This window comes from Pseudomonas sp. FFUP_PS_473 (assembly GCF_002858665.1).
GTDB classification, from domain to species: Bacteria; Pseudomonadota; Gammaproteobacteria; order Pseudomonadales; family Pseudomonadaceae; genus Aquipseudomonas; species Aquipseudomonas defluvii.
Window position 1 is genome coordinate 67,507 of sequence record NZ_PJQQ01000022.1, and the last position, 21,231, is coordinate 88,737.

The 21,231-nt window shown below is 59.9% G+C and carries 22 protein-coding genes and 1 pseudogene; 11 read left to right on the forward strand and 12 right to left on the reverse strand.

Translation table 11 applies throughout. The annotated features are described in order from the left end of the window. Positions 1-27: 27 nt before the first annotated feature. Positions 28-1,437 carry a GntR family transcriptional regulator MpaR gene (gene mapR / locus CYD26_RS16260; protein WP_102053084.1) on the forward strand — a complete coding sequence of 470 codons (1,410 nt, stop codon included), beginning with the start codon at positions 28-30 and terminating at the stop codon, positions 1,435-1,437. Positions 1,438-1,449: 12 nt separating this feature from the next. Here mapR and CYD26_RS16265 read toward each other — a convergent pair whose 3' ends face one another. Then, positions 1,450-2,196, reverse strand: a complete 747-nt coding sequence (locus tag CYD26_RS16265; protein WP_102053070.1) for an SDR family oxidoreductase — start codon at positions 2,194-2,196, stop codon at positions 1,450-1,452. A 286-nt stretch (positions 2,197-2,482) separates the two neighbouring features. Between CYD26_RS16265 and CYD26_RS16270 the strand changes: the two genes are divergently transcribed. Then, positions 2,483-2,911, forward strand: a complete 429-nt coding sequence (locus CYD26_RS16270) for a DUF411 domain-containing protein (RefSeq protein ID WP_102053071.1) — start codon at positions 2,483-2,485, stop codon at positions 2,909-2,911. Positions 2,912-2,921: 10 nt separating this feature from the next. After that, positions 2,922-3,356, forward strand: a complete 435-nt coding sequence (locus CYD26_RS16275; RefSeq protein ID WP_102053085.1) for a YqaA family protein — start codon at positions 2,922-2,924, stop codon at positions 3,354-3,356. Between the two features lie 13 nt (positions 3,357-3,369). Here the strand turns inward: CYD26_RS16275 and CYD26_RS16280 are convergent, their stop codons facing one another. The 3 genes from CYD26_RS16280 to CYD26_RS16290 all read right to left on the reverse strand — a co-directional run bounded on the left by CYD26_RS16280 (position 3,370) and on the right by CYD26_RS16290 (position 5,485). Further along, entirely contained in the window at positions 3,370-3,951 is a 582-nt protein-coding gene (locus CYD26_RS16280; RefSeq protein ID WP_102053072.1) for a DinB family protein, read from the reverse strand. Between the two features lie 10 nt (positions 3,952-3,961). Beyond that, positions 3,962-5,080, reverse strand: coding sequence for a cell division protein ZapE (zapE, locus tag CYD26_RS16285; protein ID WP_102053073.1), 1,119 nt, complete (start codon positions 5,078-5,080; stop codon positions 3,962-3,964). Positions 5,081-5,158: 78 nt separating this feature from the next. After that, on the reverse strand, positions 5,159-5,485 hold the full coding sequence (locus CYD26_RS16290) for a hypothetical protein (RefSeq protein WP_102053074.1): 327 nt from the start codon (positions 5,483-5,485) through the stop codon (positions 5,159-5,161). Positions 5,486-5,638: 153 nt separating this feature from the next. On the opposite strand from CYD26_RS16290, the gene CYD26_RS16295 reads away from it, so the two are divergent. Then, the gene (locus tag CYD26_RS16295) at positions 5,639-6,115 is read left to right on the forward strand and encodes an LEA type 2 family protein (protein ID WP_102053075.1); all 477 of its coding nucleotides are present in this window, start codon (positions 5,639-5,641) and stop codon (positions 6,113-6,115) included. 41 nt (positions 6,116-6,156) lie between these two features. On the opposite strand, the gene CYD26_RS16300 is transcribed toward CYD26_RS16295, so the two are convergent. Then, a complete protein-coding gene (locus CYD26_RS16300; RefSeq protein WP_065758505.1) occupies positions 6,157-6,411 on the reverse strand; it encodes a hypothetical protein in 255 nt (84 codons plus the stop codon). 128 nt (positions 6,412-6,539) lie between these two features. Between CYD26_RS16300 and CYD26_RS16305 the strand changes: the two genes are divergently transcribed. After that, a complete protein-coding gene (locus CYD26_RS16305; protein ID WP_102053076.1) occupies positions 6,540-6,860 on the forward strand; it encodes a YqjD family protein in 321 nt (106 codons plus the stop codon). Positions 6,861-6,887: 27 nt separating this feature from the next. Here CYD26_RS16305 and CYD26_RS16310 read toward each other — a convergent pair whose 3' ends face one another. Continuing rightward, positions 6,888-7,520, reverse strand: a complete 633-nt coding sequence (locus tag CYD26_RS16310) for a response regulator transcription factor (protein ID WP_065758503.1) — start codon at positions 7,518-7,520, stop codon at positions 6,888-6,890. A 13-nt stretch (positions 7,521-7,533) separates the two neighbouring features. Next, entirely contained in the window at positions 7,534-9,324 is a 1,791-nt protein-coding gene (locus tag CYD26_RS16315) for a PAS domain S-box protein (protein WP_099775302.1), read from the reverse strand. Between the two features lie 192 nt (positions 9,325-9,516). Here CYD26_RS16315 and CYD26_RS16320 point away from each other — a divergent pair, with 192 nt between their 5' ends. Together CYD26_RS16320 and CYD26_RS16325 are read left to right on the forward strand one after the other, a co-directional pair. Further along, the gene (locus CYD26_RS16320) at positions 9,517-11,139 is read left to right on the forward strand and encodes an acyl-CoA synthetase (protein ID WP_102053077.1); all 1,623 of its coding nucleotides are present in this window, start codon (positions 9,517-9,519) and stop codon (positions 11,137-11,139) included. A gap of 32 nt (positions 11,140-11,171) precedes the next feature. Beyond that, positions 11,172-12,941, forward strand: coding sequence for an acyl-CoA dehydrogenase C-terminal domain-containing protein (locus tag CYD26_RS16325; protein ID WP_102053078.1), 1,770 nt, complete (start codon positions 11,172-11,174; stop codon positions 12,939-12,941). Positions 12,942-13,062: 121 nt separating this feature from the next. Here the strand turns inward: CYD26_RS16325 and CYD26_RS16330 are convergent, their stop codons facing one another. Then, positions 13,063-14,382, reverse strand: a complete 1,320-nt coding sequence (locus CYD26_RS16330; RefSeq protein ID WP_102053079.1) for a Na+/H+ antiporter family protein — start codon at positions 14,380-14,382, stop codon at positions 13,063-13,065. A 575-nt stretch (positions 14,383-14,957) separates the two neighbouring features. On the opposite strand from CYD26_RS16330, the pseudogene CYD26_RS25960 reads away from it, so the two are divergent. Then, positions 14,958-15,926 (forward strand): annotated as a pseudogene (locus tag CYD26_RS25960) (HAMP domain-containing protein); the annotation flags it as partial. Positions 15,927-16,028: 102 nt separating this feature from the next. Next, positions 16,029-16,784, forward strand: coding sequence for a methyl-accepting chemotaxis protein (locus CYD26_RS25965; RefSeq protein WP_371917235.1), 756 nt, complete (start codon positions 16,029-16,031; stop codon positions 16,782-16,784). Between the two features lie 29 nt (positions 16,785-16,813). Here the strand turns inward: CYD26_RS25965 and CYD26_RS16340 are convergent, their stop codons facing one another. Genes CYD26_RS16340 through CYD26_RS16355 form a run of 4 tightly spaced genes read right to left on the reverse strand, consistent with a single transcriptional unit; the run spans position 16,814 to position 19,435 of the window. Then, the gene (locus tag CYD26_RS16340) at positions 16,814-18,148 is read right to left on the reverse strand and encodes an ATP-binding protein (protein WP_102053080.1); all 1,335 of its coding nucleotides are present in this window, start codon (positions 18,146-18,148) and stop codon (positions 16,814-16,816) included. Beyond that, positions 18,145-18,813, reverse strand: coding sequence for a response regulator transcription factor (locus CYD26_RS16345; RefSeq protein ID WP_065758496.1), 669 nt, complete (start codon positions 18,811-18,813; stop codon positions 18,145-18,147). The genes CYD26_RS16340 and CYD26_RS16345 overlap by 4 nt, the downstream gene beginning before the upstream one ends. Then, positions 18,813-19,127 (reverse strand): PepSY domain-containing protein, encoded by a 315-nt coding sequence (locus CYD26_RS16350; RefSeq protein WP_102053081.1) that lies wholly within the window; start codon positions 19,125-19,127, stop codon positions 18,813-18,815. The genes CYD26_RS16345 and CYD26_RS16350 overlap by 1 nt, the downstream gene beginning before the upstream one ends. Next, a complete protein-coding gene (locus CYD26_RS16355; protein ID WP_065758494.1) occupies positions 19,127-19,435 on the reverse strand; it encodes a PepSY domain-containing protein in 309 nt (102 codons plus the stop codon). The genes CYD26_RS16350 and CYD26_RS16355 overlap by 1 nt, the downstream gene beginning before the upstream one ends. Before the next feature lie 155 nt (positions 19,436-19,590). Here CYD26_RS16355 and CYD26_RS16360 point away from each other — a divergent pair, with 155 nt between their 5' ends. Further along, positions 19,591-20,673 carry a hypothetical protein gene (locus CYD26_RS16360; protein ID WP_102053082.1) on the forward strand — a complete coding sequence of 361 codons (1,083 nt, stop codon included), beginning with the start codon at positions 19,591-19,593 and terminating at the stop codon, positions 20,671-20,673. A 50-nt stretch (positions 20,674-20,723) separates the two neighbouring features. After that, a complete protein-coding gene (gene queD, locus CYD26_RS16365; protein WP_083199754.1) occupies positions 20,724-21,080 on the forward strand; it encodes a 6-carboxytetrahydropterin synthase QueD in 357 nt (118 codons plus the stop codon). Positions 21,081-21,231 lie beyond the last annotated feature (151 nt).

Genomic DNA, 21,231 nt, shown 5'->3' on the forward strand with positions numbered 1-21,231 from the left:
CGTGTACCCAGAACCTGCCGAGCCATGATGAAACGCTACGAGAAATTCGCCGACGATATTGCCGAACTGATCCGTTCCGGGGTGCTCGGCCCTGGCCAGCGAGTACCGTCGGTGCGCTATGCCAGCCAGGCCCACGGCGTCAGCCCGTCCACGGTGTTCCAGGCGTACTACCTGCTGGAGCGTCGCGGGCTGATCCGCGCCCGACCACGTTCCGGCTATTTCGTTAATGCCCACGCGCCACGCCAGTTCAATGAGCCGCAGATCATCGAGCAGGCCACCGAGTCCACCGAAGTTGACGTCAGCGAACTGGTGTTCTCCATCCTCGACTCGATCAAAGACCCGCAAACCGTCGCCTTCGGCTCGGCCTTCCCCAGCCCGAACCTGTTCCCTCTGCCGCGCCTGGCCCGCTCGCTGGCCAGCGCCAGCCGGGAAATGGACCCACGCATGGTGGTCACCGACCTGTCGCCAGGCAACCCGCAACTGCGGCGGCAGATAGCCCTGCGCTATATGGTCGGCGGCTTGATGCTGCCGATGGAGGAGCTGCTGATCACCAACGGCGCCCTGGAGGCGCTGAACCTGTGCCTGCAAGCCGTCACCGAACCCGGCGATCTGGTAGCGATCGAGGCGCCGGCGTTCTACGCCTGCCTGCAGATTCTTGAACGGTTGAAACTCAAGGCCGTGGAAATTCCCGTTCACCCACGCGAAGGCATCGACCTTGGCGTCCTCGCCCAGACACTGGAGCGGCATCCGGTAAAAGCCTGCTGGTGCATGACCAATTTTCAGAACCCGGTGGGCGCCAGCATGCCGGAGGAGAAGAAGAAACAGTTGGTGGAACTGCTGCGTCAGCATCAGGTGCCGCTGATTGAGGATGACGTCTACGCCGAACTCTACTATGCCCAACAGGCACCGAAACCGGCCAAGGCGTTCGACACCGATGGCCTGGTGATGCACTGCGGTTCCTTCTCCAAAAGCCTGGCACCGGGGTATCGCATCGGCTGGGTGGCCGCCGGACGCTACGCCCAGAAGATCGAACGGCTCAAGCTGATGACCTCGCTGTGCGCCTCAATGCCGGCGCAGGCGGCCATTGCCGACTACCTGCAGCACGGCGGCTATGACCGCCACCTGCGCAAACTGCGCTATGCCCTGGAAGAACAGCAGAGCGCCATGCTCGCGGCCATTGCCCGGCATTTCCCGGCACAAACGCGGGTCAGCCACCCGGATGGAGGCTACTTCCTGTGGCTGGAATTGCCAGAGCAGATGGACTCTCTGAAGCTCTTTCAGATGGCCTTGGCACAAGGTATCAGCATTGCACCGGGGCCGATTTTCTCAGCCACTCAGCGCTTTCGTAACTGCATACGATTGAACTACGGCAGCCCTTGGACCGAGCAATCGGAAAAGGCCATGGAGACACTGGGGCGAATCGTCCGCTCGTTCTGATCTGCAGGCGCGTCAGCGCCCACCCCCCAACTCGATAAAACTGCCGGTGGAATAGGACGCCTTGTCCGACAGCAACCAGATAATGGCCTCGGCCACTTCTTCAGCCCGCCCGCCGCGCCCCATGGGGAGGCTGGCCTCCAGCGTACTGACCCGGTCCGGGTCGCCACTGAGCGCGTGGAAATCGGTGTGAATGTAGCCAGGACGCACGGCGTTGACCCGCACACCCTCACTCGCGACCTCCTTGGCCAGCCCCACGGTAAACGTGTCGAGCGCACCTTTGGAGGCGGCATAATCGACATACTCGTTGGGCGAACCGAGCCGGGCAGCCACCGAAGATACGTTCACGATACTGCCCCCCAGCCCGCCATGGCGGGTCGACATACGCTGCAGCGCGTGTTTGGCGCAAAGCATCGGCCCCACCACATTGGTCTTCATCAGCTTGAGCAGACGGAACTCGGACATGTCCTCAAGCCGGCTGGTGTGCCCGATGGTCCCGGCGTTGTTGACCAGCGCCGTCACCCGCCCCAACTCACTGTCGACCCGATGAAACAACTGGATGACTTCATCTTCGACACTGACATCGGCGCGAACGGCAATCGCCTCGGCACCCAACTCACGGACCTCAGCCAACACACGCTCGGCCGCCTCATCGTCGGCGTGATAGTTGATGCAAACCCGATAGCCCTGAAGCGCCGCAAGACGTGCGGTAGCGGCACCGATGCCACGGCTTGCGCCGGTTATGACGATGACTTGCTGCATGAAAACCCCTTGCCCAAATAACCTTTGCTTAATTAAGGCTAACGCCCCGATCAGGCCGCTGACAACACCTTACAAACCTGTAATCCAACGCTCAGCTTTCTGACAGGCCAAACGGGCTAGAATCGAGCCCTCAGCGTGATCGCTGTCTCCCGCTTCGCCACACCGGGGGATGAGCCAGCGGCAACAGGCCACGCTGCACCTGAACGCCAATTCCGCTATTCTGCCGGCTAACCGCTGGGCACTCGAACACACGTGACACACCAGCGTCTGGATCTGGAGATTAACCATGCTGACCAAGAAAATCGCCCTGTTTGGCCTGCTGGCCTTCAGCCCCCTGACTCAAGCCGGCCAGACCATTGATGTCTACCGCGACCCCAACTGCGGTTGCTGCAAGGAATGGATCAGCCACCTGCGTGACAACGGTTTCACGGTCAATGACCATGTCGAGCCGAACATGAGCGCGGTCAAGGAACGCCTGGGCGTTGCCCCCCGCCTGGCCTCATGCCACACCGGTGTGATCGACGGCAAGTTCGTCGAGGGCCACGTACCCGCCGAACAGGTCAAACTGCTGGCCAAGCGCTCCGACCTGAAAGGCCTGGCCGTCCCAGGCATGCCAATGGGGTCACCCGGCATGGAAATGGGAGACCACAAAGACGCCTACCAGGTCATCGGCCTGACCAAGGACGGCACTGACGAAGTGGTCGCTACGTACTGATCGCGTGTTCATGCTCAGCCACTGGGGGCTGTTTCTCAGTGCTTTTGCGGCAGCGACGCTGCTGCCCATGCAGTCCGAAGCCGTATTGGTGGGTTTGCTGATTGGCGAGCCCAATGCGGTGCTCAGCCTGCTACTGATTGCCACACTCGGTAATGTGCTGGGTTCGATCGTCAACTGGTTGCTGGGCCGCGGTATCGAACAGCTACGCGACAAACGCTGGTTTCCGTTCAAGCCCGAGCAACTGGACAAGGCCCAGCAGCGCTACCAACGTTACGGTCAATGGTCGCTGTTGCTGAGCTGGATGCCGGTGATCGGCGACCCGCTAACCCTGATTGCCGGGGTAATGCGTGAGCCGTTCTGGCGCTTCCTGTTACTCGTCAGTGTGGCCAAGGGTGGTCGCTACCTGATACTTGCGCTGCTCACCCTTGGCTGGATACACCGTTGATACTGGCACCGCACTAGCCCCAGATCTGCTCCTCTGTCCAGCCCAGTTCGGCAAAGTCCTGAGCCCTTAGCTCAGACTCCTGCGCACAGAAAAACTCATCGAGTTGCGGCGGCGGCACTTCGGTTTCGGCAAGCATGGCGTGCACCTGGCCACGGTGGTGGATCTGGTGCTGAAACAGGTGCGCCAGCAGACGCAAGCGCTGCTCACACTGCACACGGTCAGGCCGCACGATACTGACTTCACGCTGCAATTGATGATCGTGCAACTGGCTGCAGTAGGCGATCAGCCGATGATCGACCTGCGCCTGCTCGCGCTGCAATTGGTCACAGCTCTCAAACGCCTCCAGTGGTTCGAAGAGCCCTTCTGCCTCGATGTCCGGCGGCTCGCCACGGTGCTCACGCTCCAAGGCCTGAAGGTAGAACGTGTCGACCTGCAGAATGTGCTCAAGCGTTGCCTTGATCGATGGAAAAAAACCGCAGCGTGGCGCGACGAAATCATCCTGAGTCAATTGCTGACAGGCTTTGTACAAGCGGTGATTGGCCCAGGCATTGTTGTAGGCCATGGTCAGCAGGTGGTGCGACAGTGGCTCGGCCATGATCGGCTCCTCAACAGAAGCGTTGCAGTTGCATCTCCCGCAAGCGACTCAACGTACGCCGGAACGGGAACTCGAGATACCCTTGAGTGTAGAGCGCTTCCAGCGGTACCTGCGCCTCCAGGTACAACGCCACCCGACGGTCGTAACATTCATCGACCAATGCAATGAAACGCCGCACACCATCATCCTGTACCGATAACTGTGGCAACTCGCGGTCACCTGCAGCAACCTGCTCAACCCCGTCCTCAGTACCCCGGGCAATTTTTGCCGGGCGCTGAGCCGCGCCGAGGGCAGGCACCTCGCCAAGCAGAATCGCCTGGAAGCGGTCGCACAAGGCCATGAATTCCGGCGCGGCCATCGGCTGCTCGCACAGGTCGGCGTAGCGACACCAGAGCACCTGGTCGCTGCGCTGCACTACCTGCACGCTACGGTGCTCTACGCGCAGGGGTTCGGCTGACCATTGGGCATCACCACAAAGGCTCGCAAACACCGCCCCCAGTACACTGCTCTCGCCAGGCTGGCGCACCCAATAGCGCTGTTTGGCCACCCCAGGGTGCAGGCGGTGATCCTGCCCGCCGTCCACAGCGACGACCTGCATATGCTGCTCGATCGCCGCGATGGCCGGCAGAAAGCGCTCACGGTTGAAGCCATCATGGTAGAGCTGCTGCGGTGGCTGGTTAGAGGTGGCAACGATGACCACCCCCTCATCGAACAGCACCTGGAACAGTCCACCCAGAATGATCGCATCACCAATATCGTTGACGAACAACTCGTCGAAGCAGAGCACCCGGATCTCGTCAGCCAAAGCGCGCGCCAAGGCCCGTAGCGGATCAGCCGTACCGTTGAGCTGGAACAGACGCTGGTGCACCCAACGCATGAAGTGGTGAAAATGCTGGCGCCGTGCCGGCTGCTTCAGGCTGCGATGAAACTGGTCCATCAGCCAGGTTTTGCCACGCCCCACCGGCCCCCACAGGTAGACGCCACGTGCTGACGCACCCTGTTCTACAGCGTCGAAACAGGCTTGCAGGGCTGTCGCCGCCTGCAGTTGGGCTGCATCGGCGACAAAGCCGTTACAGGCGACAGCCTGTTGGTAGAACTGCAACGGTGAAGCTTCGCTGAAGCCAGACATCAGGAGCGTCTCAGGCAAAACGCCAAGCCTACCGCCGTGCAGTGCCTGAGCGCCAGCCTTCCCCTGCCCTCAGTGCAGTTACGGTGCACGAATGGAGTCGCGCGGCGGACGCGAAGGCTCCAGATTCGGCACCTGCTGTTCCCGGCGCAGGTTATCGCCATTACCGATACCCCGGTTTTCCAGGGTCGGCGGGCGCGGATTGGGCTGGGTAGACGGTGCAGGGACCGGCGGCGTGGCCGGCACGCTACCTTGTCGGCTGTTCGGGTTGGCTCTGCGGATCGGGCTGTTATAAGGATTATCGGGTTGCGCAGCCAGGTACAACGGAGCAGCCGGTTGCGCCTGCGCGGTTGCCGCCAGCAACAGACTCAAGCCAAGCACCTGCACGCCTAGCCATGATGTGTTCATCGAATCACCTCCACAACGCGTTGCGCCCAATCGTTGGATAGCTCGGAACACTACAGGTTCAGCGACAAACCTGTGGTTTGCTGTTCACATCGACTACCACCACCCCGGTGTATTTGCCACACTGAGCCTGTGCCCTATTACCGAGGACTGCCCATGTTCCGTACCTTGCGTCAAACCTTGAGCGTGCTGCTGATCCTGGCCTTGAGCGCGTGCGCGCTGTTTCAGGGGCGTGACCCGGTAAACATCAGCGTCATCGGTATCGAACCGCTACCAGGACAAGAGCTTGAACTGCGCATGGCCGTCAAGCTGCGTATCCAGAACCCCAACGAAACGCCTATCAACTACAACGGCATCGCCCTGAACCTTGAGGTCAATGGTCAACCACTGGCAGCCGGGGTCAGTAATCAGCGCGGCAGCGTTGCTCGGTACAGCGAGGACATACTGGTGGTACCGGTAAGCATCACCGCCTTTTCCATGCTGCGCCAGGCGTATGGATTAGGTCAGGCGCGCAGCCTCGATGGCCTGCCGTACGAGTTACGCGGCAAACTGGCCAGCGGGCCACAGGGTACCATGCGCTTTACCAACCGCGGGCGCCTGAACCTGCCAGAACCCACAAGCAGTGTCTGGTAGCCGCAGGCTTTGCAAGGTTGTAGATACGGCTGTCGCCAACGTCAGCGTGACGCAGCCATCAGCTTGTTGACTTCACTGCGCACCATGTTGGCGTATTCGGGCGGCGACATGCCGTCCAGCTCCGTACGCACCCACTCGGCCCACTTGCCCTTGCGGCGTGGCTTTTCGCCGATCAGTCGTGCAGCCTCGCCCTTGGCTTTGCCCAGGCTGGTCTGCCAGAGTTCGAACAGCCGGGACTTCTCGTCTTCGATCTGTGCCCGTTCGGCAAAACTCTTGTTGGCCAGATTGAAACTCATGAGGACTTCCTACCGCTTGAAAATGGGCGTTATCTTACACTGTAGCCGCTGGCGTCGGCCAAACCCCTGCAACTTTACGCGCCGCCAGCATCGATTGATCAATGTTCACCCCTATAGAGGAAGCGTTCATGGCCAGGAAAATCACTGTGCAAGCCGATACCGAGCAGATCAAGGATCAGGCCTTCAGTGAGTTGCAGGCGCTGATTGAAGAATCGGAAAAACTGCTGAGAGACAGCGCCACGCTGGTTGGCGAAGAGGCCGAGACCTTGCGAACCCAGGTCGGCCAGAAACTCAAGCAGGCGCGCCATGCGATGAACGCTGTCGGTGAGCGTGCGAAACCGGTCGTCGAAGCGACTGAAACCTACATCGGTGGCCACCCTTGGCAGACCGTAGCGATTTCGGCCGGGGTCGGCCTGATCGTCGGCCTGCTGCTGGGACGTCGCGGCTAACGCCTGCAAGCAACAACTGCGCGACCGTCAGGGCCCGCGCAGTTGCAGCGGGTCGACCTGTGCACAGGCAATCGCCATGCCCACCAACTCCGGCAGGTGTTCGGCCTGCATGCGCTTCATGACCCGAGAGCGGTACAAGTCGACCGTCTTCACACTGACAGCCAACTGCTCAGCAATTTCCCGGTTGGTAAACCCTTGCACCAACGGCAGGAACACATCACGTTCACGCGGGGTAAGGCTGTCAATGCGTGCCTGCACCGCATCACGCTGGCTGCTGCCAGCCTGCGCACGATGAGAACGCCCCAGAGCATCTTGAACGCTGTCCAGCAACAGCTGATCGTTGTAAGGCTTTTCGATGAAATCACAGGCCCCGGCCTTGAAGGCTCGTACCACGATCGGCACATCGGCATGACCGCTGAGAAAGATGATGGGCAAATCGAGCCCACGCGCCCGCAACGCTTCCTGCACGCTTAGCCCGCCCATACCTGGCATTCGCACATCAAGCAGCACACACGCTGGCAGACACGCGTCACAGGCATCCAGAAAGGCCTGGCCACTGGTGAACGGCAATGCCTGAAGGCCCACCGACTCCAACAGCCAGACCGTGGAATCGAGCATGCCCTGATCGTCATCGACCACGTAAACCTTCGGTTCCTGCATCAAGACCTCTTGTTCAGACAGTAGCTGCCGGCGCCAGCCGACAACACAGAATCAATCCGCCGCCATCGCCCGGACTGGCCTGCAGCGTTCCACCAAAACCCTCGACGATACTGCGGCTCATGCTCAAACCCAAGCCAAGCCCCTCCGGCTTGCTGGTATTGAACGGGGTGAAGATGCCGTCGAGCCGCTCCGCAGCCACACCCGGCCCCTGGTCGCACACCCGGATCGTCAACCACCCTGCCTCTAGTACAGCACTCAGCAGCACACGAGAAGGCCGCCCGGGCTGTTGCTCGCGGTTAGCCTCGAACGCATTGCGCAGCAGATTGAGCAAGACCTGCTCAAGGAGGATGCGGTCGGCGTAAACCGGCGGCAGATTGTGCGCCATACGCTGGTCGATCGTCACCTGTGCTTGATTGGCTTCCCACGCACACAAGCGCACGGCTTCACGGGCAACCTCGGCGATATGCAAGGCTTGCAGGCGGCGCGGCTCCTTGCGCAAAAAGGCACGCAGGCGCTTGATCACTTCAGCCGCATGAGTGGCCTGTTCATTGATCCGCTGCAAGCCCTGGGCTACACGCTGCACAGCCTTGGGGTCGTGCTCCAGTGTCTGCAGATAGCGCTGACTGGCACTGGCGTAATTCACCACGGCGGCCAGCGGCTGGTTGATCTCATGGGCGATCCCCGACGCCAGCTCACCCAGGGTGACCAAGCGCGCAGTATGCGCCAGTTCGTCCTGATGTCGACGCTGCTGAGCTTCGCGCAGTTCGCGCTCCGTCATGTCCCGCGCCACCAGCGAGTAATAGCGCTCACCGCCGTTGGCACGATGAGCCAACAGTACCAGCGACACCGGAAACAGGCTGCCGCCGCCGCAAGGCTTGAAGGTCGCTTCGCACTGCCAGACGCCCTCGCGTTCGGCCTGTTGCCAACCTTCAGCATCCAGGCGCTGCACGGCCTCATCATCGAGCACATCACGAAGGCCCGGTGCCGCCTGCTGTTCAACCAGCCCCAGTGCACGCCGTGCCGAACGATTAAGGTAGGTGAGTTGCCCCGCCGGGTCGGTAAACAACACCAGATCCGTGTTGGCTTCTACCACCTCGGCCAGTCGTCGCAAGTTCTCCTGAGCCTCAACCCGAAGGGTAATCTCACGGGAAACACTGATCACTTCCACCACCGCGCCGGTGTAGGTTTCCCGGATCGCCCGGCTGGCAATCTCAAACCATCGGTAATGGCCATCCCGGTGGCGGACACGACAGGTCATGGTCTGATAACCATCCTGCTCCAGTGCCTCGCCAGCCTGGGGTAGCGACTGCAAGCAGTCATGAGGATGAAACAGGCTCTGCACGGCAACACCACGCAGCTCTTCAGGCCAGTAACCGAGCAAACGGTAGGATGCCGGCGACGCATCAAGGAAACACCCATCGGGCGTGTGCCGAGAAATCAGGTCGGTAGTGTTCTCGGTAATCAGCCGATAGAGCCGTCGAGCCTGGCTGGCATCGCGCACACTCTGGCGCTCGGCGGTCGCGTCACGGCAGCGGGCGATCACCTGACGGCAATCATCTGAAGGGATCAGCGTCCATAGCAGAATACGCTCGCCAACCTGCGCTTCTACCTCGGCAATAGCCCGATCCTGAAACAGGCAGGCCTGGATCAAGGCGGCGTAGTTGGAGGGCAGCACCGTCGCCGGGGAGCGCCCCAGGGCCAGCGCCTCAAACGCCGGATTAGCGCTGAGCAGCCGCGCCGCTGCATCGAGTATGAGCGTAGGCTGCGGATCCTTGGCAAACAAGGCAGTCGTCGATAGCGTCAAGAATAGGTCCGTTTTTTATAGTATAAGTACCATATTGCTATAGTCTAGCTTCCATATACTATGGCGTTTCGAGTAAAAAATGCGACACCCAGCGGGCCACGATCTCGCTGTAGAAACCTGATCAGAGCTAACAATCAGCCAACGGGGGTTTCAGTTCGCCAAGCGCGGCTGCCTCCTGCACAGGACACTGTCATGTCGATCTACGAACAAGGCCTCGCGCCCGCCTCTGTCAATCACACTGCCCTTACTCCCCTGAGTTTCATCGAGCGCACGGCCGCTGTCTATGGGCAATATCCTGCCGTCATCCACGGCTCGATCCGCCGTAACTGGCAAGACACGTATGCCCGGTGCCGACGCCTTGCCAGCGCTCTGGCCGGCCGTGGCATCGGAAAAGGCGACACCGTTGCCGTCATGCTGCCCAACATTCCGGCAATGCTGGAGGCACACTTCGGCGTGCCAATGATCGGCGCCGTACTGAACACCCTTAACGTGCGCCTGGATTACGAGGCCATCGCGTTCATGCTTGAGCATGGCGAAGCCAAGGTACTGATCACCGACCGCGAGTTCCACTCGGTGATCACCGCAGCACTGGCCCTGCTGAAGAACCCACCCCTGGTCATTGACGTTGATGACCCGGAGTATGGCGAAGGCTGTGCGGTCAGTACGCTGGATTACGAGGCCTTCCTCGCTGAAGGCGACCCGGACTACGACTGGACCTGGCCGGAAGACGAATGGCAGGCCATCTCGCTCAACTACACATCCGGTACTACCGGCAACCCCAAGGGCGTGGTTTACCACCATCGGGGCGCCTACCTGAACTCGCTGGGCAACCAGATCACCTGGGCAATGGGCAACCACCCGGTCTACCTCTGGACCCTGCCGATGTTCCACTGCAACGGTTGGTGCTATCCATGGATCGTCACTGCCCTGGCCGGTACCCATGTGTTCCTGCGCCGGGTAGACCCACAGAAAATCCTGACCATGATTCGCGAGCATCAGGTCACTCACCTGTGCGGTGCCCCCATTGTGCTCAACGCACTGATCAACATGCCCGACACGGCCAAAGCCGCCATTGACAACCCCGTCAATGCCATGGTTGCCGGTGCAGCGCCACCGGCCAAGGTAATTGGCGCGGTCGAGGAAATGGGCATCAAGGTGACCCACGTCTACGGCCTGACTGAAGTGTATGGCCCGGTCACCGTATGTGCCTGGCATAGCGAGTGGGACGAAAAGCCACTGTATGAGCGCGCCCGCATCAAGTCACGCCAGGGCGTTCGCTACGTCACGCTTGAAGGCCTGATGGTCGCCGACCCACAAACCCTGGAGCCTGTACCGCGTGATGGCAACACCATCGGCGAGATCTTCATGCGCGGCAACACCGTCATGAAAGGCTACCTGAAAAACCCGACTGCCACTGCCGAGGCGTTCCGTGGCGACTGGTTCCACACCGGCGACCTTGCTGTCTGGCACCCGGACGGCTATGTCGAGATCAAGGACCGGTTGAAAGACATCATTATCTCGGGCGGCGAGAACATCTCGACCATCGAAGTTGAAGACACCCTGTACCGCCACCCTTCGGTACTTGAAGCCGCGGTGGTCGCTCGTCCCGATGAAAAATGGGGTGAAACCCCGTGCGCCTACATCACCCTGAAAGGCCACTGCCAGGACACCACCGAAGACGAGATCATCGCCTTCTGCCGCGAGCACCTGGCCGGTTTCAAATTGCCGAAGACGGTGATTTTCAGTGAGCTGCCAAAGACCTCAACCGGCAAGATTCAAAAGTACTTGCTGCGTGACTGGGCAAAAGCGCTCTGATCCCTATCCACCCGATTTCTGCGAGACCCGCGATGCCTGAGTTCAATGCACCACTGCGCGACATGCGCTTCGTCCTTCATGAGGTTTTCCAGGGCCCTGCCCTCTGGGCCCGCCTGCCAGCACTGGCCGGCGCGGTCGATGCAGAGACTGCCGACGCGATCCTTGAGGAGGCGGCGAAGATTACCGGCCAGTTGATTGCCCCGCTCAACCGCAGTGGCGATGAAGAGGGTGTCGGCTTCGAAGCAGGCGCTGTGACCACACCGCAAGGCTTCAAGGAAGCCTGGCAGACCTACCGCAACGGCGGCTGGGTAGGCCTGGCCGGGAACCCGGCGTATGGCGGCATGGGTATGCCGAAGATGCTGGCCGTGCAGTTTGAGGAAATGCTGTATGCCGCCAACTGCAGTTTCAGCCTTTACTCGGCCTTGAGTGCCGGCTGCTGCCTGGCCATTGACGCTCACGCCAGCGACGCACTGAAAGCCACCTACCTGCCGCCGCTCTACAGCGGCGAATGGGCTGGCACCATGTGCCTGACCGAGCCTCATGCCGGTACTGACCTGGGCATCATCCGCAGCAAGGCTGAACCTCAGGCCGATGGCAGCTACGCCATCAGCGGTACCAAGATCTTCATCACCGGTGGCGATCAGGACCTGACCGAGAATATCGTTCACCTGGTACTGGCCAAGTTGCCCGATGCCCCGGCTGGGCCGAAAGGCATCTCACTGTTCCTGGTGCCCAAACGCATGGTTAACGCGGATGGCAGCCTGGGTGCAACCAACGCCGTCAGTTGTGGCTCGGTAGAGCACAAGATGGGCATCAAGGCCTCCGCGACCTGCGTCATGAACTTCGACGGCGCGATTGGTTACCTGGTCGGTGAAGAAAACCGTGGCCTGGCCGCCATGTTCACCATGATGAACTACGAGCGTCTGTCCATCGGTATCCAGGGCATCGGCTGCGCCGAAGCCTCATACCAGAATGCCGCCACCTACGCCCGCGACCGCCTGCAAAGCCGCGCCGCCGGAGGCCCGCAGGCGAAAGACAAGATTGCCGACCCGATCATCGTTCACCCGGATGTGCGGCGCATGCTGCTGACCATGCGCGCACTGACCGAAGGTGGTCGCGCCTTCGCCACCTACGTCGGCCAGCAACTGGACATCAGCAAATACGGTGAAGACGCAGCCGAGTGTGATTCTGCACAGCGCCTGGTCGCACTGCTGACCCCCGTAGCCAAGGCGTTCTTCACCGACACTGGCCTGGAAAGCTGCGTGCTGGGCCAACAAGTGTTTGGTGGGCACGGCTATATCCGCGAGTGGGGCCAGGAACAGCTGGTACGTGATGTACGGATCGCACAAATCTACGAGGGTACCAACGGCATCCAGGCACTGGACCTGCTCGGTCGCAAGGTAGTTGCCGATGGCGGCCAGTCGCTGGCGATCTTCGCCCGGGAAATTCGCACCTTCTGTGAGACCGCGGCACCGTTCAGCGAGCCATTGCTGCAAGCCCTGGCCCAACTTGAAAGTACCAGCCAGTGGCTTTGCCAGCAGGCCGTCAAGGACCCGAATGCGGTGGGTGCTGCGTCGGTTGAATACCTGCATATGTTTGGCTATGTGGCCTACGCCTACATGTGGTCGCGAATGGCAGCCACCGCACACGAGAACCGTGCGCAGGACCCGGCCTTCTATCAAGCCAAGCTCGCCACCGCAGCGTTCTACTTTGAGCGCCTGCTGCCACGCGTGCTCTCGTTGCACGCCAGCATTCGCGCTGGCAGCACGACGCTCTACACGCTGTCCGCCGAGCAGTTCTAAGGCGGGCCACCAACGGGGCCTTGGTGCGCAGGTACCAAGGCCCCGTTGTCTTGTCTGAAAGAGACGTCCATTTGATTGCCCGCTGTATCACGCGCAAGAATGATGGTCCGTCGCGTTCGACCTACAGCACCATGGCTGCCACCCAGCCAAAGGCCAGCAGCGGCAAATTGTAGTGAATAAAGGTTGGAACCACCGTGTCCCAAATATGGTGATGCTGACCATCGACGTTCAACCCGGAGGTTGGCCCCAGGGTCGAATCCGACGCCGGCGAACCGGCATCACCCAGGGCGCCAGCGGTGCCAACAATGCACACGGTAGCCACAGGATCGAAGCCCAACTGCACGCACAAGGGTACGAAGATCGCCGCCAGGATCGGTACGGTGGAAAACGACGAGCCGATGCCCATGGTGACCAGCAGCCCAACCAGCAACATCAGTAATGCACCGACCCCTTTGCTGTGATCGATCCAGACCGCCGATGCCTCGACCAGTGTTTTCACCTCGCCTGTGGCCTTCATTACCTCGGCAAAACCCGACGCCGCAATCATGATGAAACCAATCATGGCCATCATTTTCATGCCTTCGGTAAACAGGCCGTCAGTCTCCTTCCAGCGGACAATGCCCGACAGCGAGAAAATCAGGAAACCGGCCATGGCACCGATGATCATTGAGTCCAGCCATAGCTGGATAATGAACGCAGCAGCGATGGCACAGCCGGCTACCAGCAGTGTCAGCGGGTTGTAACGTACTGCGACCTGCTCGACCTGCTCGATCTTTTCCAGGTCATAGGCGCGTTTTTTTCGATAGCTGAAGAACACCGCCAGCAACAGACCAAAAAGCATGCCCGCCGCCGGAATGGCCATGGCATGGGTCACGTTGACGCCACTCACATCCACACCGCTGCGGCTGACATTCGCCAACAGAATTTCATTAAGGAAAATGTTGCCGAAACCAACAGGCAGGAACATGTAGGGCGTGATCAAGCCAAAGGTCATGACGCAGGCCACCAACCGACGATCAATCGACAACCGGGTCAGCACATACAACAGTGGCGGCACCAACAGTGGAATGAACGCGATATGGATCGGCAGAATGTTCTGCGAAGAAATGGCCACCACCAGTAGCAGTGAAATCAGCAACCATTTGACCTTGCCGCCTTCATTGCCACGCTGTTGATCGAACATTGCCAACGCCCGGTCTGCCAGTGCGTGCGCCAACCCCGACTTGGCAATGGCCACGGCAAAGGCCCCGAGCAATGCATAGGACAGTGCTACCGTTGCACCACCGCCCAGGCCACCGTTGAACGCCTTCAAGGTGGCCTCGATACCAAGACCACCTGCCAGCCCGCCGGCCAAGGCACCGATGATCAGCGCAATCACCACATGCACGCGGGACAGGCTCAATATCAGCATGATGCCGACCCCGGCAATTACTGCATTCATTCCAGAGACCTCTTGAAAACCAGACAAAAAGCGTGCGCTTCGGCAACGGGATGGCCCGGCCGAACGAATTAGTATTTTTATGGAGGGCGCACACTCTGAAGCAGACACCCCGCCTTGTCAAAGCAGGGGCCCCGAACGGGGTCGCCTGAACATCCGAAAATGACGCTTTTCAATTGAGCGTTTAAATAAAGAAACAGTATTGGCGGCCGTTACAGTCGATAGCCTCAATCATTTTTGATTCAAAGGACTTCGCCATGTCGCTCAGACAACTTTCCATTCAATGGAAAATCACCCTGCTGGCCGGACTTTGCCTCGCGAGCATTGTCACCCTGCTGGTAGGACTTTCGTTGTACCGCATGGAACACAACTCCGACCTGGTCAAGGCCAGCAGCATGCAGATGCTGACTGAAGCTGCCCAGGCTCGCATCGAGTCTCAGGGCGAAGTCCAGGCCTCAAGCATCCGTCGTCAATTCATGGACGCCTACCAGTACGGTGCCGGTTTCGCCCGCCAGGTCCTGTTCCTGCGCGAGCAGTCCGAAAAGCGCTTCCTGGATGCGTTCGACCTGCGTGAAGACATGACCCGCCAAGTGCGCTCGGCATTGCAGGCAAACCCCGAACTGCTGGGCCTGTCGCTCGTCTTTGACCCCAATGCACTGGATAACAAAGACGCGCTGTTCATTGGCCAGAAGGACTTGGGCAGTAACGAAACAGGTCGTTTTGCGCTGTACTGGTCACAGCCAACACCAGGCAATCTGGTGTCCATGGCATTGCCCGAACATGACATCAACGACACCAGCGTCGGCCCGAGCGGGGAACCCGCCAACACCTGGTTCGCCTGCCCACGCAGCACTCGCCAACCGTGCGTGGTTGAACCGTACTTTTATGAGATCAACGGTCAACAGGTGCTGATGACCAGCATCGTCTACCCGCTGATCGTGGCCGACAAGGTCGTTGCCTCTCTCTCAGTCGACATCAATCTCAACAGCCTGCAAGGGCTCAGCCAGCAAGCCAGCCGCAGCCTGTATGAAGGCCGTACCCAGGTCGGGATCCTCAGCCCTGTCGGCCTGTTGGCAGGCTACAGCCCTGACGCGAGCAAACTGGCCCAGCGCTTTGAACAGGTCGACAGCGCCAACGGCGCCGAACTGGTTCGCCTGCTGGCCGATACCAGCGCCATGCACAGCATCCACCACAACAACCGCTTGAAGGTACTGGCATCGTTTGCCCCCATCCCAGGCGCCAAGTCATGGGGCGTATTACTGGATGTGCCTGAAAGCGCACTGACAGGCCCGGCCGAAGCACTTAAAGCGGAGCTGGATCAACGCAACACCAGCGGCACCTTGATCGAGCTGGGGCTTGGCCTGCTGGCGGCACTGGTGGGCCTGCTACTCGTCTGGTTGATGGCCCGCAGCGTCACCCGCCCTATCCTCGGTGTTGCAGCGATGCTCAAGGACATTGCCAGTGGCGAAGGCGACCTGACCCGCCGCCTGAACTACGACAAACGTGATGAGCTGGGTGAGTTGGCCGGCTGGTTCAACCGTTTCCTGGACAAGTTGCAGCCGACCATTGCTGAGGTCAAACAGTCGGTTCAGGCAGCCCGTAATACTGCCGACCAGTCTTCGGCGATTGCCAGCCAGACCAGTGCCGGCATGGAACAGCAGTACCGCCAGGTCGACCAGGTGGCTACCGCCTCCCACGAGATGAGTGCCACCGCGCAGGACGTCGCTCGCAGCGCAGCACAAGCCGCTCAAGCGGCCCGCGAGGCGGATCAGGCGACCCGCCAGGGCCTGGCAGTTATCGACCTGACAACCAGCAGCATCGACACCCTGGCGGCCGATATGAGCTCCGCCATGCGTCAAGTCGAAGGCCTGGCCGAAAACAGTGAAAAGATTGGCTCGGTGCTGGAAGTGATTCGCTCGATCGCCGAGCAGACCAACCTGCTGGCCCTGAACGCGGCCATCGAGGCGGCCCGGGCGGGTGAAGCCGGTCGTGGCTTCGCCGTTGTCGCTGATGAAGTGCGCAACCTGGCGCGACGTACTCAGGAGTCGGTCGAAGAAACCCGTCAGGTCATCGAACAGCTCCAGGCCGGTACGCACGACGTGGTGGGCGCGATGGACAGCAGCCACCGCCAGGCCCAGGGCAGCGTCGAACACGTCAGCCAAGCCGTCATCGCCCTGCGCCAGATCGGTGATGCCGTCACGGTCATCACCGACATGAACCTGCAGATTGCCAGCGCGGCCGAGGAGCAAAGTGCGGTAGCCGAAGAGATCAACAACAACGTCGCAACCATTCGCGACGTTACCGAATCTTTGGCCGGTCAGGCCAATGAGTCGGCACGGGTCAGCCAGTCACTCAACAGCCTGGCCAACCAGCAGCAAGGCCTGATGGATCAGTTCCGGGTGTGACAACCTACCCCGTAGCGGCTGCCCAGCCGCTACGGGGCGACCTGCCGCTTGCCTTGGCGCGGCAACTCAATACTGACACGCAATCCGCCCATTGGACTGTCCTGCAAGCTCATGCGCCCGCCCCAGGCGTCGACGATATCGCGCACAATGCCCAACCCCAGGCCATGACCATCGACCTGCTCGTCCAACCGAGCACCGCGGTTTAACACCTCGTCACGCAAATGTTCCGCGATACCCGGGCCATCGTCGTCGACCCACAGCACATAACCCTCGGCACACTCCTGAATAGTGACGCACACCTCTGCGAAAGCCCACTTGCAGGCGTTATCCAGAAGGTTGCCGAGGAGCTCCAACAAGTCTTCACGGTCCCAGGGCAAGAGCAGGCCCGGCGCCGACACATGGTTGAGGATAAGCGCCTGGCCATGAATCATGTTCAAGGTAGAAAACAGCCCCGGCACTTCGGCATCACAATCGAACAGAGCCCCTGGCAAGGCATCACCCGCCAACCTCGCACGGTTCAGTTCCCGCCCCAACCGTTGCTGAATCTGCTCAAGTTGCTCACGCAACTGTTCACGGATTTCGGGGTGATCGTTGAGCTTCTCGCTGGAGGCCAGGCTGAGCAACACCGCGAGGGGCGTCTTGAGCGCATGCCCAAGGTTTCCCAAGGCATTTCGTGAACGCCTGAGGCTGTCTTCAGTGTGGGCCAGAAGGTGGTTGATCTGCGCAACCAGAGGCTCCAGCTCTGTCGGCACTTGCGTATCGAGCTGAGAGCGCTTGCCCTGCTGGAGCTGGGCAATCTGTTCGCGCGTACGCTCCAGAGGCCGCAGGGATCGGGTAACGGTTATTCGCTGAAGTATCAGGATCAGCAACAGGGCTATCAGCCCCATTCCCAAGCCAATCTGCTGCATGCGCCGAAAGCCATCGCGTACGGGGGTGTAGTCTTGCGCCACGCTGATGGAAATCAGTTGGCCCAGGCGTCGATAGTCTGCCCGCAGTACCAGCAGCTGCTGCCCCTCAGGGCCAAGCTGAAGCCCCGCGTGCAAGCCTGGGGTTTTCGGCATGGGCATGTCCATGTCCCACAGGGACCGGGACCGCCAACTGCCGCCCTCGAAATCAACGCGGAAGTAATAGCCGGAAAATGGCCGTTTGTATGCAGAGGATACCCGTCGCTCATCCAGCTCCAGGCCGGACTGGCCGCGCCCCAATGCAACCAGAAGGTTCTCACTCTCTTTGCGCAACCCGGTTTCCAGGTAGCGTTGCAGCCCGACCTCGAACAACCACAAACTCAACTGAGCCAGCACCAACCCCACGACGACCAATACGCCAACCAGGCCGAGGCTCAAACGCGCCTGAATCGACTTCACTGCCCCACTCCACCGAAGCGGTAGCCTTGACCACGGCGGGTTTCGATCACACTGCGACCGAGCTTGCGACGCAGGTGATTGACATGAACCTCCAGAACATTGGAGTCGCGCTCGGTTTCACCATCGTAGAGGTGCTCAGCCAGGTGGCTCTTCGAAAGGATCTGCTGAGGGTGCAGCATAAAGTAGCGTAACAACCGAAACTCAGCCGCCGTCAGTTGCACGTCTTCACCATTGCGCGTCACGCACTGGCGACCTTCATCCAGGTGCAAACCCGCCGACTCCAGCTTTGGCTGGTTGGCCAGGCCACGCGCACGACGCAACAACGACTGAATGCGCAGTTGCAGTTCTTCGGGGTGAAAAGGCTTGGTCAGGTAATCATCGGCTCCAGCCTTGAGCCCTTCAATACGCTCAGCCCAGGAATCGCGGGCCGTCAGGATCAGCACAGGCGTAGCCAGCCCGCCAGAACGCCACTGCGCCAGAACCTCAAGCCCAGGCAGCCCGGGTAGGCCAAGGTCCAGAATGATTGCGTCATAGGGCTCGCTCGCGCCTTGATACACCGCATCACGCCCGTCAGCTAGCCAATCGACTGCGTAGCCCTGACGCTGTAGACCCGCAGTCAGCTCATCGGCCAGCGGAACATTGTCCTCGACCAGTAGCAAACGCATCAGTCGTCTTCCTCATCTTTGAGCAGCGCACCGGAGGCCGCATCGAGTTTGATTTCACGCACGACACCTTCGGTGGTCAGCAATTCCACTTCATAGACATACTGGTTGTGTTTCTCCTCCAGCTCGGCCTCCAACAGCCTCGCCCCGGGATGTCGGCCCAGGGCTTGTTGCATCAACTGCTCGAGCGGCAGGATGACGCCCTGCTGACGTAAATGCAGAGCTTCATCCTGATCAAGGTCACGGGCCAGCACTTGCGCACAGTACGCTGAAAGTATGAGCAGCAGCGCCAAGCCCGTTCGAGAAACGTGTTTCATCACTTGTCCTGATGGTCCTTGAGGACTGCACCGGTAGTTGCATCCAGATCCACATCCCACTCTACGTTCTGGGCATCACGCAGTTCGACCTTATAGATGTAACGGCCGTAGGCGTCTTCCAGTTCAGTGTCCGTCACCGTTGCACCTGGGTGCTTGGCCAAGGCGGCAGCGTTGAGCTTCTCGAAGGACTGAATCTTGTTCTCCTGAACCAGCTTCATCGCTTGGTCCGGCCCCAGGTCTTTCGCCATGGCAATGTTGGCGGTCAGGGCAAGGGCAGCGGTGGCGAACAGGGCAGTCAACGTTTTCATAGTGCATCTCCATAAAGGTTAATCTTGTCCACGGGGAGCAGAATAACGAACTGGACTTAATTCAAACTGAAAATGGCTGGCCCCATGATAGCGCAGCACTACCCCGCTAATGCCTGGCGTTCTCTATAATCAGCGCCTCTGACTGCGAGGTCCGTATGAGTGCGATCCATATCAAGTATCCGGCGCTAACCTTCAAAGCAGGCACGCAAGCCTTTGCCAGGTTACGTCAGCGCCCCTTGCAGGCAGCGGATGTGGGCATCGTGCCCGGCGCTGCGGGTGGCCCAAAAGCACTCGGTATTCAGGGCCTTGATCTGGCATTGTTCGGGCAATGGCTACCTTCAGCCCCGCGTGAACGGTCATTGATCGGCGCCTCTATTGGCTCCTGGCGCTTCGCCAGTGCCTGCCTCCCCCAGCCTGCGCAAGCGCTACGCCGTCTAGGGGCGCTGTACACAGCCCTGGACTTTCCAAAAGGTGTAACCCAGGAGGACGTCAGCCTGAGTTGTCATCGAATGCTTGATGCGCTGCTTGAAGGACGCGATGCACAGATCCTCGACAATCCGCTCTATCGACTGAATATCATGCTGGTCAAGAGCCATGGCTTGCTCGCACACGATCAGCGCGCTCGATTGGGCGCAGGGCTATCCGCTGTGATTGCCGACAATCTACTCGGGCGCTCGCGCTTGGCTCGGCATTTTGAACGGATCATCCTCCATGATGCCCGCCTTACTCCCCCTCTACAGCCACTGAACGACTTTCCGTCACGGTTGCTGCCGCTGAGTACCACCAATCTACGCCAAGCCCTGCTGGCTTCTGGCTCGATTCCGATGGTGATGGAAGGTGTACGCGACATACCAGGTGTCGGCCGCGGGACCTTTCGCGATGGTGGCCTACTCGACTACCACCTCGACTTACCCTACAACGGTGACGACATAGTCCTGTACCCGCACTTCACTGATAAGGTTGTACCTGGCTGGTTCGACAAAGCCCTGCCTTGGCGGCGAGGCAATGCCGAGCATCTGAAAAATGTGCTGTTAGTGGCACCTTCAGCGCAGTACCTGGCCAGCCTGCCATACGGCAAATTACCCGATCGCAGCGATTTCAAACGTTTCATCGGTGATGCGACTGCGCGACAACGCTACTGGCACAAGGCAATGGCTGAAAGCCAACGTCTGGGTGACGAGTTTCTTGAATGGGTAGAAACCGGCAAGCTACATGAGCGTCTGCAACCACTGCACTAGCCTTGCTGTTAAACTGCTCACCAGCATCGCTTCTAAGAGTTATAGACACCGTGGAAATTTTCAAAGAATTCACGTTCGAATCCGCCCACCGCCTGCCGCACGTACCCGACGGGCATAAGTGCGGGCGCCTGCATGGCCACTCGTTCAAGGTCGCACTGCACCTGACCGGCCCTCTCGATCCTCATACAGGCTGGATCCGCGACTTTTCCGAGATCAAGGCGATCTTCAAGCCGCTCTATGAACAGCTCGATCACAATTACCTGAACGACATCCCTGGCCTGGAGAATCCTACCAGCGAGGTGATTGCCAAGTGGATCTGGGACCAGGTCAAGCCGTTGCTGCCGGAGCTTTCCAAGGTCCGCATTCATGAAACCTGCACCAGCGGCTGCGAGTATTACGGCGACTAAATCGCACGTAGCGAACAGCAAACCACCCGTGATGGGTGGTTTTTTTTGCCCGCAAAAACCGGCAACTTTTCAAAGCCACAAAGACAAAACCCCTACCTGCATGTGCAGATAGGGGTTTCGGAATTTAATCTTGACGATGACCTACTCTCAC

Coding starts and splice junctions, on each gene's coding strand:
- mapR (WP_102053084.1), top strand. CDS start 28: ATGAAACGCTACGAGAAATTCGCCGACGATATTGCCGAACTGATCCGT.
- CYD26_RS16265 (WP_102053070.1), bottom strand. CDS start 2,196: ATGCAGCAAGTCATCGTCATAACCGGCGCAAGCCGTGGCATCGGTGCC.
- CYD26_RS16270 (WP_102053071.1), top strand. CDS start 2,483: ATGCTGACCAAGAAAATCGCCCTGTTTGGCCTGCTGGCCTTCAGCCCC.
- CYD26_RS16275 (WP_102053085.1), top strand. CDS start 2,922: ATGCTCAGCCACTGGGGGCTGTTTCTCAGTGCTTTTGCGGCAGCGACG.
- CYD26_RS16280 (WP_102053072.1), bottom strand. CDS start 3,951: ATGGCCGAGCCACTGTCGCACCACCTGCTGACCATGGCCTACAACAAT.
- zapE (WP_102053073.1), bottom strand. CDS start 5,080: ATGTCTGGCTTCAGCGAAGCTTCACCGTTGCAGTTCTACCAACAGGCT.
- CYD26_RS16290 (WP_102053074.1), bottom strand. CDS start 5,485: ATGAACACATCATGGCTAGGCGTGCAGGTGCTTGGCTTGAGTCTGTTG.
- CYD26_RS16295 (WP_102053075.1), top strand. CDS start 5,639: ATGTTCCGTACCTTGCGTCAAACCTTGAGCGTGCTGCTGATCCTGGCC.
- CYD26_RS16300 (WP_065758505.1), bottom strand. CDS start 6,411: ATGAGTTTCAATCTGGCCAACAAGAGTTTTGCCGAACGGGCACAGATC.
- CYD26_RS16305 (WP_102053076.1), top strand. CDS start 6,540: ATGGCCAGGAAAATCACTGTGCAAGCCGATACCGAGCAGATCAAGGAT.
- CYD26_RS16310 (WP_065758503.1), bottom strand. CDS start 7,520: ATGCAGGAACCGAAGGTTTACGTGGTCGATGACGATCAGGGCATGCTC.
- CYD26_RS16320 (WP_102053077.1), top strand. CDS start 9,517: ATGTCGATCTACGAACAAGGCCTCGCGCCCGCCTCTGTCAATCACACT.
- CYD26_RS16325 (WP_102053078.1), top strand. CDS start 11,172: ATGCCTGAGTTCAATGCACCACTGCGCGACATGCGCTTCGTCCTTCAT.
- CYD26_RS16330 (WP_102053079.1), bottom strand. CDS start 14,382: ATGAATGCAGTAATTGCCGGGGTCGGCATCATGCTGATATTGAGCCTG.
- CYD26_RS25965 (WP_371917235.1), top strand. CDS start 16,029: ATGGAACAGCAGTACCGCCAGGTCGACCAGGTGGCTACCGCCTCCCAC.
- CYD26_RS16345 (WP_065758496.1), bottom strand. CDS start 18,813: ATGCGTTTGCTACTGGTCGAGGACAATGTTCCGCTGGCCGATGAGCTG.
- CYD26_RS16350 (WP_102053081.1), bottom strand. CDS start 19,127: ATGAAACACGTTTCTCGAACGGGCTTGGCGCTGCTGCTCATACTTTCA.
- CYD26_RS16355 (WP_065758494.1), bottom strand. CDS start 19,435: ATGAAAACGTTGACTGCCCTGTTCGCCACCGCTGCCCTTGCCCTGACC.
- CYD26_RS16360 (WP_102053082.1), top strand. CDS start 19,591: ATGAGTGCGATCCATATCAAGTATCCGGCGCTAACCTTCAAAGCAGGC.